We start from the raw sequence: 14,302 nt of genomic DNA on the forward strand, positions 1-14,302 counted from the left end.
TTTACGGCTCGAAAGGCTGACGCTGGAACTGATCGTTGCCGCACTTTGCACAGCGGGTCAGCGTCTCAGGCGTATAGATTGCTCGCGTAAACTGACACTGCTCGCAGACCAGATTTCCCAGCCCCACCACTTCCCCACTCTGGTAGACGCCGTGGTGGTTGAGATCCTGGAACACTTCGCGCCATTCAAGCTGGCTTTTATCGGTGATATCGGCCAACTCCTTCCAGACGCTTTCGCGGATGACCCGCATAAATACGCTGTCGCTGTTATCAGCCTGATTTTCCGTATAGCTGCGGGCAAACTCCTCCAAATCTCTGCGTACCGCGCGGGTGACGTCATCAATCTGGCTGCGGGTCAGCTCGCCCCGATTATTCATCCGCTGCCTGGCACTCTCCACCAGCGCATCGATGTCATGCTCCCCCCGATTGATCCTCTCCGTCAGTGAAGAGACCAGTTCACGATAGTACTGAGCAACCTTGTTCATTTTTTCTCCTGAACGTACCAATACGTTACCTCTCTAATTCTAGCCTCATTCCTCTTTTTGCCACCAGGCGGTGGCGAAATTTGCCTGTGGTATTCCAGCTTGCAGAGAAATGGTGCTTGTCAGGGCGGTTACTGTTGTTGCGCCGGGGCCGAATCAGCTATGCTATGCGGATCTGAACGAACTCATAAAGTTTACAAAGGACCACTGGCTGCCATGCAAGAGCAATACCGCCCGGAAGAGATAGAATCCCATGTTCAACAGCACTGGGATGAGAAGCAAACGTTCAAAGTGACCGAAGAGGAAGGTAAAGAGAAGTACTACTGCCTCTCCATGCTGCCCTATCCTTCTGGCCGCCTACATATGGGCCACGTTCGTAACTACACCATCGGTGATGTGATCTCCCGCTACCAGCGTATGCTGGGCAAAAACGTTCTGCAGCCTATCGGCTGGGATGCCTTTGGCCTGCCGGCTGAAGGGGCGGCGGTGAAAAACAACACCGCGCCTGCACCCTGGACCTACGACAACATCGCCTATATGAAGAACCAGCTTAAACTGCTGGGCTTCGGCTATGACTGGAGCCGTGAACTGGCGACCTGTCAGCCCGAGTACTACCGCTGGGAACAGTGGTTCTTCACCAAATTGTATGAGAAAGGCCTGGTCTATAAAAAGACGTCGGCGGTGAACTGGTGCCCGAACGATCAGACCGTGCTGGCCAACGAGCAGGTTATCGATGGCTGCTGCTGGCGCTGCGACACCAAAGTCGAGCGCAAAGAGATCCCACAGTGGTTCGTTAAGATTACCGCTTACGCCGACGAGCTGCTAAACGATCTGGACACGCTGGAGAGCTGGCCTGAGCAGGTTAAAACCATGCAGCGTAACTGGATTGGCCGTTCAGAAGGGGTAGAGATCGCCTTCGACGTGGCGGAGAGCAGCGAAAAGCTCAGCGTCTATACCACCCGTCCCGATACCTTTATGGGCGTGACTTACCTGGCCGTAGCAGCGGGTCATCCGCTGGCGACACAGGCGTCGGCGTCCAATCCCGCGCTGGCGGACTTTATTGCCGAATGCCGTAATACCAAAGTTGCTGAAGCAGAGATGGCGACAATGGAGAAGAAAGGCATGGCGACCGGCATGTTTGCCATTCACCCGCTTTCGGGTGAAAAGCTGCCGGTGTGGGTGGCCAACTTTGTGCTGATGGAATATGGCACCGGTGCGGTTATGGCCGTTCCGGGTCACGACCAGCGCGACTGGGAATTCGCCACTAAGTACGATCTGACCATTAAGCCAGTGATCCTGAACGCAGACGGCAGCGAGCCGGTGCTGACCGAATCCGCGATGACCGAAAAAGGCACGCTGTTTAACTCAGGCGAGTTTGACGGTCTCTCTTTTGAAGAGGGCTTTAATGCGATTGCAGAGCGCCTGACCGCTAAAGGCGTTGGCGAGCGCAAAGTTAACTATCGTCTGCGCGACTGGGGCGTTTCCCGTCAGCGTTACTGGGGTGCGCCAATCCCGATGGTGACGCTGGAAGATGGCACCGTGATGCCTACGCCAGAAGATCAGCTGCCGGTTATCCTGCCGGAAGATGTGGTTATGGATGGCATCACCAGCCCGATTAAAGCCGATCCTGAGTGGGCGAAAACCACCGTTAATGGTCAGCCAGCCCTGCGTGAAACGGATACTTTTGACACCTTTATGGAGTCTTCCTGGTATTACGCACGTTACACCTGCCCGGATTACGATAAAGGCATGCTGGACCCGGCGGCAGCCAACTACTGGCTGCCGGTAGATCAGTATGTAGGCGGCATTGAACACGCCATCATGCACCTGCTCTACTTCCGCTTCTTCCACAAGCTGCTGCGCGATGCTGGTCTGGTCAACTCTGATGAACCGGCTAAACGCCTGCTGTGTCAGGGCATGGTGCTGGCCGATGCGTTCTACTATCTGGGCGTTAACGGCGAACGCAACTGGGTCTCTCCGGTTGATGTCACCGTCGAGCGCGACGAGAAAGGCCGCATTGTTAAAGCCACCGACGAAGCGGGACACGAGCTGGTCTACGCGGGCATGAGCAAAATGTCGAAGTCGAAAAACAACGGCATCGACCCACAGGTTATGGTGGAGCGCTACGGTGCGGATACCGTGCGTCTGTTTATGATGTTCGCTTCCCCTGCAGAAATGACGCTGGAGTGGCAGGAGTCGGGCGTGGAAGGCGCCAACCGCTTCCTGAAGCGCGTCTGGAGACTCGCCTTCGAGCACAGCGAGAAAGGCCCGACAGCAGCACTCGATATCGCCAGCCTGGACGACGAGCAAAAATCGCTGCGTCGTGAGCTGCATAAAACCATCGCTAAAGTTTCCGATGATATCGGTCGCCGTCAGACCTTCAACACCGCCATTGCGGCGATTATGGAGCTGATGAACAAGCTGGCCCGCGCACCGCAGGAGAGCGAGCAGGATCGCGCGCTGATGCAGGACGCGCTGCAGGCCGTGGTCCGCATGCTCTATCCGTTCACCCCGCACGCCAGCTATGTACTGTGGCAGGCGCTGGGTGGCGAAGGCGATGTGGACAACGCGCCGTGGCCACAGGCTGATGAAGCCGCGATGGTGGAAGATTCTCTGCTGGTGGTGGTGCAGGTTAATGGTAAAGTACGTGGCAAAATTACCGTTCCGGCTGATGCCACGCAGGAACAGGTTCAGGCTCGTGCCGCGCAGGAGCATCTGGTCGCCAAGTACCTTAATGGCGTCACCATTCGTAAAGTGATTTACGTACCGGGCAAATTGCTTAACCTGGTCGTGGGTTGATGTCAGGAGGAATTGTGCGACATCCGATTTTGTCTGTGATGCTGGGTCTTGCGGTGTTGATCACCGCAGGTTGTGGTTTCCATCTGCGCGGTACCACATCGGTGCCGGCAGAGATGAAAACCATGGTGCTGGATACATCGGATCCCTACGGTCCGCTGACGCGTGCCGTGCGTGAAGAGCTGCGCCTGAATAACGTTACCGTGCTGGACGATCCTGGGCTGCGGACAGATATTCCTTCGCTCCGCCTGCAGGGGGCTACTCAGGGCCGCGATACCGCCTCGATTTTCCAGGATGGTAAAACGGCAGAGTATTCTCTGATGATGACGGTTCGTGCGCAGGTTCTGATCCCAAACAAAGGGATCTACCCAATCAGCGCCACGGTCTACCGTTCGTTCTTTGATAACCCGCTGGCCGCGCTGGCGAAAGACTCAGAGCAGAACATCATCTACAGCGAAATGCGTACGCAGGCGGCGGCGCAGCTGGTGCGTAAGCTTCTGACTGTGCATGCCGCTGAGACTGACGCTTCCATCAACACGCTGGACAGCGCACCGGCAGCGATCGAACAGACCTCGCCAGACTCTACGCTGCCAGACGACTCTTACAGCAGATGATCAGGATCTATCCTGAGCAATTAAGCGCGCAGCTCCATGAGGGGCTGCGCGCTTGTTATATTCTGGCGGGTAACGAACCGCTGTTACTGCAGGAATCGCAGGATGCCGTGCGTGCGGCTGCCCAGCAGCAGGGCTTTACGGAACATTTCAGCGTGGCTGTTGATGCCCAGACGGACTGGGACGCTATCTATTCCACCTGTCAGGCGCTGAGCCTGTTTGCCAGCCGCCAGACTTTACTGTTGACGCTGCCAGATAACGGCCCCAATGGTGCCATGGCTGAACACCTTGTCACCCTCTCTTCCCTGCTTCATGCGGATATTCTGCTGCTGCTCCGCGTGGCGAAACTGACTAAAGCCCAGGAAAACAGCGCCTGGTTTAAAGCGCTGAGCACGCATGCCGTACTGGTGCCGTGCCAGACGCCTGAACATGCTCAGCTCCCCCGCTGGGTGGCTACGCGGGCAAAAAGCCTTAAGCTGAACGTCGACGATGCTGCCATTCAGCTGCTTTGTTACTGTTATGAAGGGAATCTTCTGGCGCTGGCCCAGGCGCTGGAACGCCTTTCCCTGCTCTGGCCCGATGGCAAGCTGACGCTGCCGCGCGTAGAACAGGCCGTTAACGAGGCGGCTCACTTCACGCCGTTTCACTGGGTTGATGCCCTGCTGGCCGGAAAAAGCAAGCGGGCGCAGCATATCCTTCGCCAGATGCAGGCGGAAGAAGGCGAGCCGGTGATTCTGTTAAGAACGGTGCAAAGAGAGTTAATGCTGCTGCTGACCCTGCAGCGGCAGATGGCGAGAACGCCAATACGCACGCTGTTTGACCAGCATCGCGTCTGGCAGAACCGCCGGCCGCTGTTCACCGATGCGCTGCAGCGCCTTTCCGCCAGGCAGCTTACGCAGGCCATTCATTTACTGACGCGTATTGAACTCACCCTGAAACAGGATTATGGTCAGTCGGTCTGGTCAGAGCTTGAGACGCTCTCCTTGATGCTCTGCCAGCGCGGCTTCCCGGAGACCTTTTGCGATGTCTGAAAACCATCAGCTACAGGCGTTGTTTGGCGGAACATTTGATCCGATCCATTACGGTCATCTGAAGCCGGTTGAAGCGCTTGCCGGTCAGGTTGGCCTGAAAAAAGTCACGCTGTTACCGAATAACGTGCCGCCCCACCGACCTCAGCCTGAAGCCAGCCCTGAACAGCGCGTTGAAATGGTCAGACTGGCAATAGCAGGCAATGCACTTTTTGATCTTGATCAGCGAGAGATGCAGCGCGATACCCCCTCCTGGACAATTGAGACGCTGGCGGAACTGCGCGCCGAACGAGGCGCTGAGCAGCCTCTGGCATTTATTATCGGCCAGGACTCGCTGCTCTCCCTGCCTAAGTGGCACCGCTGGCAAGAACTTTTGTCGTTATGCCACCTGCTGGTCTGCCGCCGTCCGGGGTATGACGTTAACATGGAGACGCCAGATTTACAGCGCTGGCTGGAAGAGCATCAGGCGGTTTCTGCCACATCGCTGCATCAGATGCCCTGCGGAAAGATTTTTCTGGCAGAGACACCGCTGATTTCTCTCTCCGCTACTGAGATCCGCACCCGCCTTCATCAGGGACAATCTTGCGACGATCTTTTGCCTTCTGCCGTTTCAGCCTATATCTCTGACGCGGGTTTATATCGTAAGCTCTGACCACGTGGTATACTTCGCCGCTCATTTTTTCCAGTAAATCTGGAAGACCCTATTTTGGTTGTCGTCACCCCCGGTGAACGATAACCGCTCCGACTAAAACCCAAGGGGGAACCTTTTGCAAGGTCAAGCACTCCAAGACTTCGTCATTGATAAAATCGACGATTTGAAAGGCCAGGATATTGTTGCTGTTGATGTTCAGGGCAAATCCAGTATTACCGACTGCATGATTATCTGCACCGGTACCTCAACGCGTCACGTAGCGTCGATCGCTGATCACGTGGTACAGGAAACCCGTGCAGCAGGAATGAAGCCGTTAGGCATCTCCGGCAAAGCAACCGCAGACTGGGTGGTTGTGGATCTGGGCGATGTGATTGTCCATGTGATGCAGGAAGAGAGCCGCGAGCTCTACGAACTCGAAAAACTCTGGAGTTAAACGGTGAAGTTGCAGCTGGTCGCCGTCGGCACCAAAATGCCGGATTGGGTGCAAACCGGGTTTCTTGAGTACCTGCGTCGCTTTCCTAAAGATATGCCGCTGGAGCTGGCGGAAGTCCCCGCGGGCAAGCGTGGCAAAAATGCCGATATCAAACGCATTCTTGAAAAAGAGGGCGAGCTGATGCTGGCCGCAACCGGCAAAGGCAATCGTATCGTCACGCTGGATATTCCGGGTCAGCCCTGGGAAACGCCGCAGCTGGCGACCCAGCTTGAACGCTGGAAGCAGGATGGCCGCGACGTCAGCCTGCTGATTGGTGGGCCGGAAGGATTGTCACCTGCCTGTAAGGCGGCAGCCGAACAAAGCTGGTCTCTCTCCTCGCTGACCCTGCCCCATCCGCTGGTTCGGGTGTTGGTTGCAGAGAGCCTGTATCGCGCATGGAGCATTACGGCAAATCACCCTTATCATCGGGAATAGGCATTAAGATCAACCGGATACACAAAAGCAGCGGATGAAATTACAACGTAACTCTTTTCGTGACTACACCGCCGAACAGACACTCTTTGTTCGCCGTGCGCTGATCGCTTTTTTTGGCATCATTGTGCTTTCCGGTATTCTGGTGGTGAATCTCTATCACCTGCAGATCGTTCGCTACACTGATTACAGCACCCGCTCTAATGAAAACCGCATAAAACTGGTGCCCGTTGCGCCCAGCCGCGGCATTATTTTTGATCGTAACGGCCTTCCGCTGGCCCTCAACAGAACCATTTATCAGATTGAGCTGGTGCCGGAAAAAGTCGACGACCTGCAAAAAACGCTGCAGGCGCTGCGCCCCATTGTCGATTTAAGTGATGAAGATCTTGTCGCCTTTGAAAAAGAGCGCAAACGCTCGCGCCGCTTTACCTCTATTCCCGTTAAAACAGGCCTGAACGATGTGCAGGTCGCCCGTTTTGCGGTCAATCAGTACGCTTTCCCCGGCGTGGAAGTCAAAGGCTATCAGCGCCGCTACTATCCCTATAATTCTGCGCTGACGCACGTGCTGGGCTACGTCTCTAAAATCAACGATCGTGACGTAGAGCGGCTCGATAAAGAGGGGAAATGGCCTAACTATGCGGCAACCCACGATATTGGCAAGCTGGGCATCGAGCGCTATTACGAAGATATGCTGCACGGTAAAACCGGTTACGAAGAAGTTGAGGTCAATAACCGTGGCCGCGTGATCCGCCAGCTGCATGAACAGTCTCCGCAGGCGGGTCAGGACATCTATCTCACCATCGACCTTAAGCTGCAGCAGTATATTGAAACGCTGCTGGCGGGCAGCCGCGCGGCGGTGGTGGTCACCGACCCGCGCAACGGCGACATTCTGGCTATGGTGTCGATGCCCAGCTACGACCCGAATCTGTTCGTCGATGGTATCAGCAGCAAAGATTACAATATGCTGCTGAATGATCCTGACCGACCGCTAATCAACCGTGCCACCCAGGGTGCCTATCCACCCGCCTCCACGGTTAAGCCCTACATTGCGGTCTCTGCCCTGACGGCTGGCGTCATTAATAAAAATACCAGCCTGTTTGATCCGGGCTGGTGGCAGCTGCCGGGTTCTGAAAAGCGCTTCCGCGACTGGAAGCACTGGGGCCATGGCCGCCTGAACGTCACCAAATCTCTGGAAGAGTCTGCGGATACCTTTTTCTATCAGGTGGCGTATGACATGGGCATTGACCGCCTGGGCGAATGGATGAACAAGTTCGGCTATGGTCACCTGTCGGGCATCGACCTGGTGGAAGAGACGCCGGGCAATATGCCCACCCGTGAATGGAAAATGAAGCGCTTTAAAAAACCCTGGTATCAGGGTGACACCATACCGGTGGGTATCGGCCAGGGCTACTGGACAGCTACGCCGGTACAGATGAACAAAGCGATGATGACGCTGATTAACGATGGCGTGGTGAAAACACCGCACCTGATGCAGTCCAGTACGGTGAACAATGTTCGCGTGCCCTACCGTCAGCCAGAGAACCCTCCGATTGCGGATATTCACTCTGGTTTCTGGGAAATCGCTAAAGATGGCATGTATGGCGTGGCAAACCGCCCTAACGGAACGGCCAGGAAAAGCTTTTCCGATGCGCCTTACAAAATTGCCGCCAAATCGGGTACCGCGCAGGTTTACGGCCTGAAAGCCAACGAGACCTACAATGCGCATAAAATCGCTGAACATCTGCGGGATCACAAGTTAATGACCGCCTTCGCGCCTTATGACAAGCCTCGCGTGGCTGTCACCATGATTCTGGAAAACGGCGGCGCCGGTCCGGCCGTTGGCACTATCATGCGTCAGATCCTCGACCATATTATGCTCGGGGATAATAATACCAACCTGCCTGACGCCGCCCCTGTGCCGTCAGGTTATGAGGGTGAATAGTCGTGAACGATCGTCACCAAAAACGCACTATCTGGACGCGGATCCACGTTGATCCCACTTTCTTTATTCTGATCTTTGCCCTGCTGGTCTACAGCGCGCTGGTGATCTGGAGCGCCAGTGGCCAGGATCCGGGCATGATGGAGCGCAAAATCGGGCAAATTGCGATGGGTATCGTCATCATGCTGGTGATGGCTCAGATCCCGCCTCGCGTTTATGAAGGGTGGGCGCCCTATCTCTATATCCTCTGTGTGATCCTGCTGATTGCCGTGGATGCCTTTGGCCATATCAGTAAGGGGGCGCAGCGCTGGCTCGACCTGGGCGTTGTCCGCTTCCAGCCCTCGGAGATTGCCAAAATTGCGGTGCCATTAATGGTGGCGCGCTTTATCAACCGCGATGTCTGCCCGCCAACGCTGAAAAACACAGCTATTGCGCTGGTACTGATCTTTATGCCGACGCTACTGGTCGCGGCGCAGCCAGACCTGGGAACCTCTATCCTGATTGCCGCCTCCGGCCTGTTTGTGCTGTTCCTCTCCGGTATGAGCTGGAAGCTGATAGGCGTTGCCGTGCTGTTGGTAGCCGCCTTCGTGCCGATCCTCTGGTTCTTCCTGATGCATGATTATCAACGCGACCGCGTCATGATGCTGCTCGATCCTGAAAGCGACCCGCTGGGCGCGGGCTACCATATTATCCAGTCTAAAATTGCCATCGGCTCCGGCGGGCTGCGTGGCAAAGGGTGGCTGCATGGCACCCAGTCTCAGCTGGAGTTTCTCCCCGAGCGCCACACCGACTTTATTTTTGCGGTACTGGCTGAAGAGTTGGGGTTAGTCGGCGTGCTGGTGCTGCTGGTCCTCTATATTCTGGTGATTATGCGTGGACTGATGATGGCCGCTCGTGCGCAAACCACCTTTGGTCGCGTCATGGCTGGCGGCCTGATGCTGATCTTCTTTGTGTATGTTTTTGTTAATATTGGTATGGTAAGTGGCATTCTGCCGGTGGTAGGCGTTCCGCTGCCGTTGGTCAGCTATGGCGGCTCGGCTCTGATAGTCCTGATGGCCGGATTTGGCATCATTATGTCTATTCACACCCACCGAAAACTGTTGTCGAAAAGCGTTTAAGAGGCGTAAACATGCGTAAGGATTGGCTTTGGATTGCTCTGGCATCGGCGCTGCTGGCTGCCTGTACCACTACCGAACAACAGGCGCCGGTGCCACAGCAACCGGCCTATAACGGCCCCGTTGTGGAGATTGGTGGCGTGGAGCCGCGTTATGAGCCGCAGGATCCCGGTACCAGCCAGGACTATTCGGTGAACGGCAAAACTTACCGCATCGTTAAAGATCCTGCTAATTTTAGCGAAACCGGGCTGGCAAGCTGGTATGGCGAAGAAGCGGCCAGCAATCGCACGGCCACCGGCGAACAGTATGATCCCGACGCGCTGACGGCTGCGCACCCTACCTTGCCACTGCCCGCTTATGTCCGCGTCACTAACCTCGCCAACGGTCGGCAGCTTGTGGTGCGGGTGAACGACCGTGGCCCTTACACGCCGGGACGCATTATCGATCTCTCCCGTGCGGCAGGCGATCGCCTGAATATCTCCAATAATACCCGGGTCAAAGTGGACTATATCAAAGTCGCACCCGATGGCACGCTCTCCGGCCCCGGAACAATTGGTACCACAGTGGCTAAACAGAGCTACGCCCTGCCGCCTCGCCCGGATATTGGTGGTGGCATGACCATAATGGGTGACGGCGCCGCTAACAGCACGCCTGCTGAGCCGGTTGCCACCCAGCAAGCCGACACGCACGCCATTGATAATGCCACCCTGAATGGTGATGGTCTGGGCGCGCCTGTTCGCAGCAGCGGCTTTTTAGGCGCCGCTCAGCCGCTGCGCTCCGGCGTGCTGGAAGGCAGTGAGCCTGCGGTGCCGGTAGCTGCGGCCGCATCAACCGCCGCGGTCGCCGCACCCGCTTCAGCGGCAAGCGGCCATTCCTCTGCAGCTAGCGCTGCTTATGTGGTTCAGGTTGGCGCACTGAGCGATGCGAACCGCGCTAAGCAATGGATGAATACGCTAAGCAAGCAGTTTGGCGTGCCGGGAACGGTGGCAAATAGCGGCAACGTTTATCGGGTTCAGCTCGGCCGTTTCACCTCTCGTCAGCAGGCTACTGCCTTGCAGCAGCGCCTGTTGAGCGAAGCTCAGCAATCCTCTTTTATCACGGTCGCACCTAACGAAATGTAATGCTGCTCCGGCATGCGTTGCCCGTAAATCCTGTGAAGCCTCGCAGGTAAAGACGGATGCCGGGCAGGACTGCTTTTGCTATAGTGAGTCACTTTTTTAACTTAGCCGATGGATGTTGTAGTCCTTAACATGAACAATCTGACCTCTCCCCTGATCAAACGCCTGACGGCAGGTACGCTGATTGCCCTCAGCCTGTCCGCTTTCGCCCACGCCGACGACGTGAATATTAAAACGATGATCCCAGGCGTGCCGGATATTGATGCAGAAGCGTACGTGCTCATCGATGCTAATTCAGGCAAAGTGCTGGCAGAAAAAAATGCGGATGCCCGCCGCGATCCCGCCAGCCTGACAAAAATGATGACCAGCTATGTCATCGGTCAGGCGGTGAAAGCTGGAAAAATCAAGCAGGATGACGTGGTAACCGTGGGTAAAGATGCCTGGGCTACCGGCAACCCGGTCTTTAAGGGTTCCTCGCTGATGTTCCTGAAGCCTGGCGATCGTGTTGCGGTTTCTGAACTGACGCGCGGCATCGTGCTGCAGTCGGGTAACGACGCCTGTGTGGCCATGGCCGACTATGTTGCTGGCAGCCAGGACGCGTTTGTGGGTCTGATGAACAACTACGTTAAAGCGCTGGGCCTGCAAAATACCCATTTCCAGACCGTGCATGGCCTGGATGCGGAGGGGCAGTACAGCTCCGCGCGTGATATGGCGCTGATTGGCCGCGCACTGATCCGTGATGTGCCGGACGAATATGCCGTTTATAAAGAGAAAGAGTTCACCTTCAACAAGATTCGTCAGATGAACCGTAACGGCCTGCTGTGGGACACCAGCCTGCATGTTGATGGCATTAAAACCGGTCATACTGAAGCCGCAGGCTACAACCTGGTCGCTTCCGCAACCGAAGGCCAGATGCGTTTGATCTCTGCCGTGATGGGTGGACACACCTATAAAGGCCGCGAAACCGAAAGTAAAAAATTGCTGACCTGGGGCTTCCGTTTCTTTGAAACTGTCGCACCACTGAAAGCGGGTAAAGAGTTCGCTTCTGAGCCGGTCTGGTTTGGTAACAACGACCGCGTCCAGCTGGGCGTTGAAAAAGACGTTTACCTGACCATCCCCCGTGGCCGCATGAAAGATCTGAAGGCGAGCTACACGCTGAGCAATACGGAACTGCATGCACCGCTGGCGAAAAACCAGGTGGTAGGGACGATTAATTTCCAGCTTGATGGCAAGACCATTGAACAGCATCCGCTGGTGGTGCTGAACGAAATGCCAGAGGGTGGTTTCTTTGGTCGCATCGTTGACTACATTAAGCTGATGTTCCATCACTGGTTTGGCTAAGCGTCACGAGCCTTTCACCTTTTGGCTCTGCACTGCCTCTTGATTTCGGGGTAAATGCACCCCATATTTGAGGTATCACCAGACTCCCGTAGCGTCGGGAGTCTCTGTTTTAGCGTTACCGGAGCCCCTATGAAAACCAATCTTAAAGAACTGCTGGAATTTCCAACCCCCTTTACCTACAAAGTAATGGGTCTGGCGCAGCCGGAGCTGGTTGATCAGGTAGTTGAAGTGGTTCAGCGCCACGCGCCGGGCGACTACTCTCCGGACGTCAAGCCAAGCAGCAAAGGCAACTACCACTCTGTCTCCATCACCATTACCGCGACCCACATTGAACAAGTGGAAACGCTCTATGACGAACTGGGCAAAATCGAAATTGTCCGTATGGTTCTGTAGCCTTAACTGACAAAGGGCGTGGGTTTTGCCCTTTGTCAGCGTTATACTCCCCTTTCTGTTTCCAACCGGACGACGCGTTTTGTCTCAGAATACCTTAATTATCCGCCAGCTGGGCTTACAGCCCTGGGCGCCCATCTCTCAGGCTATGCATGATTTTACTGACCAGCGCGGAGAAACCTCTCCTGACGAAATCTGGCTGGTAGAACATCTGCCGGTATTTACTCAGGGTCAGGCGGGGAAAGCGGAACATTTGCTGGGGCCGGGGGAGATCCCGGTGATGCAGAGTGACCGGGGCGGTCAGGTGACCTATCACGGTCCGGGCCAGCAGGTGATGTACGTTCTGATAAACCTCAAGCGCCGGAAAATTGGGGTAAGGCAGTTGGTAACAGCTCTTGAAGAGACAGTTATCGCCACGCTGGGGCACTTTGGCATTCAGGCTGCGGCAAAAGCCGATGCCCCGGGCGTCTATGTGCAGGATAAGAAGATCTGCTCACTGGGACTGCGCATTCGTAACGGCTGCTCTTTTCATGGTCTGGCACTGAATGTCGATATGGATCTGACCCCGTTTTTACGCATCAATCCCTGTGGCTATGCCGGTATGGAGATGACGCAGCTCAGCGCGCTTAAGCCGGGCGTTACGCTGGCCGATGTCCAGCCGCAGCTGATCGACCACTTTGCCAGAGTGCTGGAGATTACCGCAGTAAGCTGGGAAGCGGCAGAAGCGCTGGTTGAGAAGTAACCTTGCGTGCGGATTTACAATTCCGTCACATTTTATCGTGCTGGCTGGCTGAAACTGCCTCGTCGGGATGATATAATTTTTGCGCTTTTATCAGAAAAGTTGAAATCACTCCCTGAGTTTTATGCGCACGCCAACCTGGAACTTGCAAGATTATGAGTAAACCCATTCAGATGGAACGCGGTGTTAAATACCGTGACGCAGACAAAATGGCCCTGATCCCGGTGAAAACCGTGGTGACCGAGCGCACGGAGATTTTACGCAAGCCGGAGTGGATGAAAATCAAACTCCCTGCGGACTCCAGCCGCATTCAGGGTATTAAAGCTGCCATGCGTAAAAATGGCCTGCACTCCGTCTGTGAAGAGGCTTCCTGCCCTAACCTTGCAGAATGTTTTAACCACGGCACCGCGACCTTTATGATCCTCGGGGCTATCTGCACCCGTCGCTGTCCTTTCTGCGATGTGGCGCACGGTCGTCCGGTGGCACCAGACAGTAATGAGCCACTGAAGCTGGCTCAGACCATCGCCGATATGGCTCTGCGTTATGTGGTGATCACCTCCGTTGACCGTGATGATCTACGCGACGGCGGCGCTCAGCACTTTGCAGACTGCATCACCGCCATCCGGGAAAAAAGCCCCACCATCAAAATTGAGACGCTGGTTCCCGATTTCCGTGGTCGTATGGATCGCGCGCTGGAGATCCTTACCGCTACGCCGCCGGATGTCTTCAACCACAATCTGGAAAACGTGCCGCGCGTCTATCGTCAGGTGCGCCCTGGCGCAAACTATGAGTGGTCATTAAAACTGCTGGAACGCTTTAAAGAAGCGCATCCGGAAGTGCCGACGAAATCGGGTCTGATGGTAGGGTTAGGTGAGACTAACGCTGAGATTGTGGAAGTGATGCGCGATCTGCGCCGCCACGGCGTGACCATGCTGACGCTGGGCCAGTATTTGCAGCCAAGCCGCCATCACCTTCCGGTGCAGCGCTACGTCAGCCCGGCAGAATTTGATGAGATGAAAGATGCGGCAATGGATATGGGCTTTACCCATGCGGCCTGCGGCCCGTTCGTCCGCTCTTCTTATCATGCCGATATGCAGGCAAAAGGACTGGAAGTAAAATAGAGGCACCTGGGCGCTACGCCCGGTCACACTCATTTACAGTTTTCAACAGCAATAAAAAACGGATGAC

The 14,302-nt window shown here is 55.6% G+C and carries 14 protein-coding genes; 13 read left to right on the forward strand and 1 reads right to left on the reverse strand.

Features of this window, described 5'->3' with window-relative positions; all coding sequences use genetic code 11:
• Position 1: 1 nt before the first annotated feature.
• Positions 2-484, reverse strand: a complete 483-nt coding sequence (locus Q3V30_RS15250; RefSeq protein WP_306207015.1) for a zinc ribbon-containing protein — start codon at positions 482-484, stop codon at positions 2-4.
• A 213-nt stretch (positions 485-697) separates the two neighbouring features.
• On the opposite strand from Q3V30_RS15250, the gene leuS reads away from it, so the two are divergent.
• The 13 genes from leuS to lipA all read left to right on the forward strand — a co-directional run bounded on the left by leuS (position 698) and on the right by lipA (position 14,235).
• A complete protein-coding gene (leuS, locus tag Q3V30_RS15255) occupies positions 698-3,280 on the forward strand; it encodes a leucine--tRNA ligase (protein ID WP_306207016.1) in 2,583 nt (860 codons plus the stop codon).
• A gap of 14 nt (positions 3,281-3,294) precedes the next feature.
• Positions 3,295-3,891 (forward strand): LPS assembly lipoprotein LptE, encoded by a 597-nt coding sequence (lptE, locus tag Q3V30_RS15260; protein WP_306207018.1) that lies wholly within the window; start codon positions 3,295-3,297, stop codon positions 3,889-3,891.
• Entirely contained in the window at positions 3,888-4,919 is a 1,032-nt protein-coding gene (gene holA, locus Q3V30_RS15265; protein WP_306207020.1) for a DNA polymerase III subunit delta, read from the forward strand. Before lptE ends, holA begins: the two co-directional genes overlap by 4 nt.
• Positions 4,912-5,568 carry a nicotinate-nucleotide adenylyltransferase gene (gene nadD / locus Q3V30_RS15270; RefSeq protein ID WP_306207022.1) on the forward strand — a complete coding sequence of 219 codons (657 nt, stop codon included), beginning with the start codon at positions 4,912-4,914 and terminating at the stop codon, positions 5,566-5,568. The genes holA and nadD overlap by 8 nt, the downstream gene beginning before the upstream one ends.
• Before the next feature lie 115 nt (positions 5,569-5,683).
• A complete protein-coding gene (rsfS, locus tag Q3V30_RS15275; protein WP_306207024.1) occupies positions 5,684-6,001 on the forward strand; it encodes a ribosome silencing factor in 318 nt (105 codons plus the stop codon).
• Between the two features lie 3 nt (positions 6,002-6,004).
• Positions 6,005-6,475 carry a 23S rRNA (pseudouridine(1915)-N(3))-methyltransferase RlmH gene (gene rlmH / locus Q3V30_RS15280; RefSeq protein ID WP_306207026.1) on the forward strand — a complete coding sequence of 157 codons (471 nt, stop codon included), beginning with the start codon at positions 6,005-6,007 and terminating at the stop codon, positions 6,473-6,475.
• Positions 6,476-6,509: 34 nt separating this feature from the next.
• Positions 6,510-8,414, forward strand: coding sequence for a peptidoglycan DD-transpeptidase MrdA (gene mrdA / locus Q3V30_RS15285; RefSeq protein WP_306207028.1), 1,905 nt, complete (start codon positions 6,510-6,512; stop codon positions 8,412-8,414).
• 2 nt (positions 8,415-8,416) lie between these two features.
• On the forward strand, positions 8,417-9,529 hold the full coding sequence (gene mrdB, locus Q3V30_RS15290) for a peptidoglycan glycosyltransferase MrdB (protein ID WP_306207030.1): 1,113 nt from the start codon (positions 8,417-8,419) through the stop codon (positions 9,527-9,529).
• A gap of 11 nt (positions 9,530-9,540) precedes the next feature.
• The gene (rlpA, locus tag Q3V30_RS15295) at positions 9,541-10,647 is read left to right on the forward strand and encodes an endolytic peptidoglycan transglycosylase RlpA (RefSeq protein ID WP_306207032.1); all 1,107 of its coding nucleotides are present in this window, start codon (positions 9,541-9,543) and stop codon (positions 10,645-10,647) included.
• A 129-nt stretch (positions 10,648-10,776) separates the two neighbouring features.
• The gene (dacA, locus tag Q3V30_RS15300) at positions 10,777-11,985 is read left to right on the forward strand and encodes a D-alanyl-D-alanine carboxypeptidase DacA (protein ID WP_306207034.1); all 1,209 of its coding nucleotides are present in this window, start codon (positions 10,777-10,779) and stop codon (positions 11,983-11,985) included.
• Positions 11,986-12,114: 129 nt separating this feature from the next.
• Positions 12,115-12,378, forward strand: a complete 264-nt coding sequence (ybeD, locus tag Q3V30_RS15305; protein WP_013201269.1) for a DUF493 family protein YbeD — start codon at positions 12,115-12,117, stop codon at positions 12,376-12,378.
• Between the two features lie 79 nt (positions 12,379-12,457).
• Positions 12,458-13,117 carry a lipoyl(octanoyl) transferase LipB gene (gene lipB, locus Q3V30_RS15310; protein WP_306207040.1) on the forward strand — a complete coding sequence of 220 codons (660 nt, stop codon included), beginning with the start codon at positions 12,458-12,460 and terminating at the stop codon, positions 13,115-13,117.
• Between the two features lie 152 nt (positions 13,118-13,269).
• Positions 13,270-14,235, forward strand: a complete 966-nt coding sequence (gene lipA, locus Q3V30_RS15315; RefSeq protein ID WP_306207042.1) for a lipoyl synthase — start codon at positions 13,270-13,272, stop codon at positions 14,233-14,235.
• Positions 14,236-14,302: the final 67 nt, after the last annotated feature.

Source organism: Erwinia pyri (assembly GCF_030758455.1).
Classification (GTDB): Bacteria; Pseudomonadota; Gammaproteobacteria; order Enterobacterales; family Enterobacteriaceae; genus Erwinia; species Erwinia pyri.

Coding starts and splice junctions, on each gene's coding strand:
- ybeD (WP_013201269.1), top strand. CDS start 12,115: ATGAAAACCAATCTTAAAGAACTGCTGGAATTTCCAACCCCCTTTACC.
- mrdA (WP_306207028.1), top strand. CDS start 6,510: ATGAAATTACAACGTAACTCTTTTCGTGACTACACCGCCGAACAGACA.
- lipA (WP_306207042.1), top strand. CDS start 13,270: ATGAGTAAACCCATTCAGATGGAACGCGGTGTTAAATACCGTGACGCA.
- dacA (WP_306207034.1), top strand. CDS start 10,777: ATGAACAATCTGACCTCTCCCCTGATCAAACGCCTGACGGCAGGTACG.
- Q3V30_RS15250 (WP_306207015.1), bottom strand. CDS start 484: ATGAACAAGGTTGCTCAGTACTATCGTGAACTGGTCTCTTCACTGACG.
- nadD (WP_306207022.1), top strand. CDS start 4,912: ATGTCTGAAAACCATCAGCTACAGGCGTTGTTTGGCGGAACATTTGAT.
- holA (WP_306207020.1), top strand. CDS start 3,888: ATGATCAGGATCTATCCTGAGCAATTAAGCGCGCAGCTCCATGAGGGG.
- rlpA (WP_306207032.1), top strand. CDS start 9,541: ATGCGTAAGGATTGGCTTTGGATTGCTCTGGCATCGGCGCTGCTGGCT.
- leuS (WP_306207016.1), top strand. CDS start 698: ATGCAAGAGCAATACCGCCCGGAAGAGATAGAATCCCATGTTCAACAG.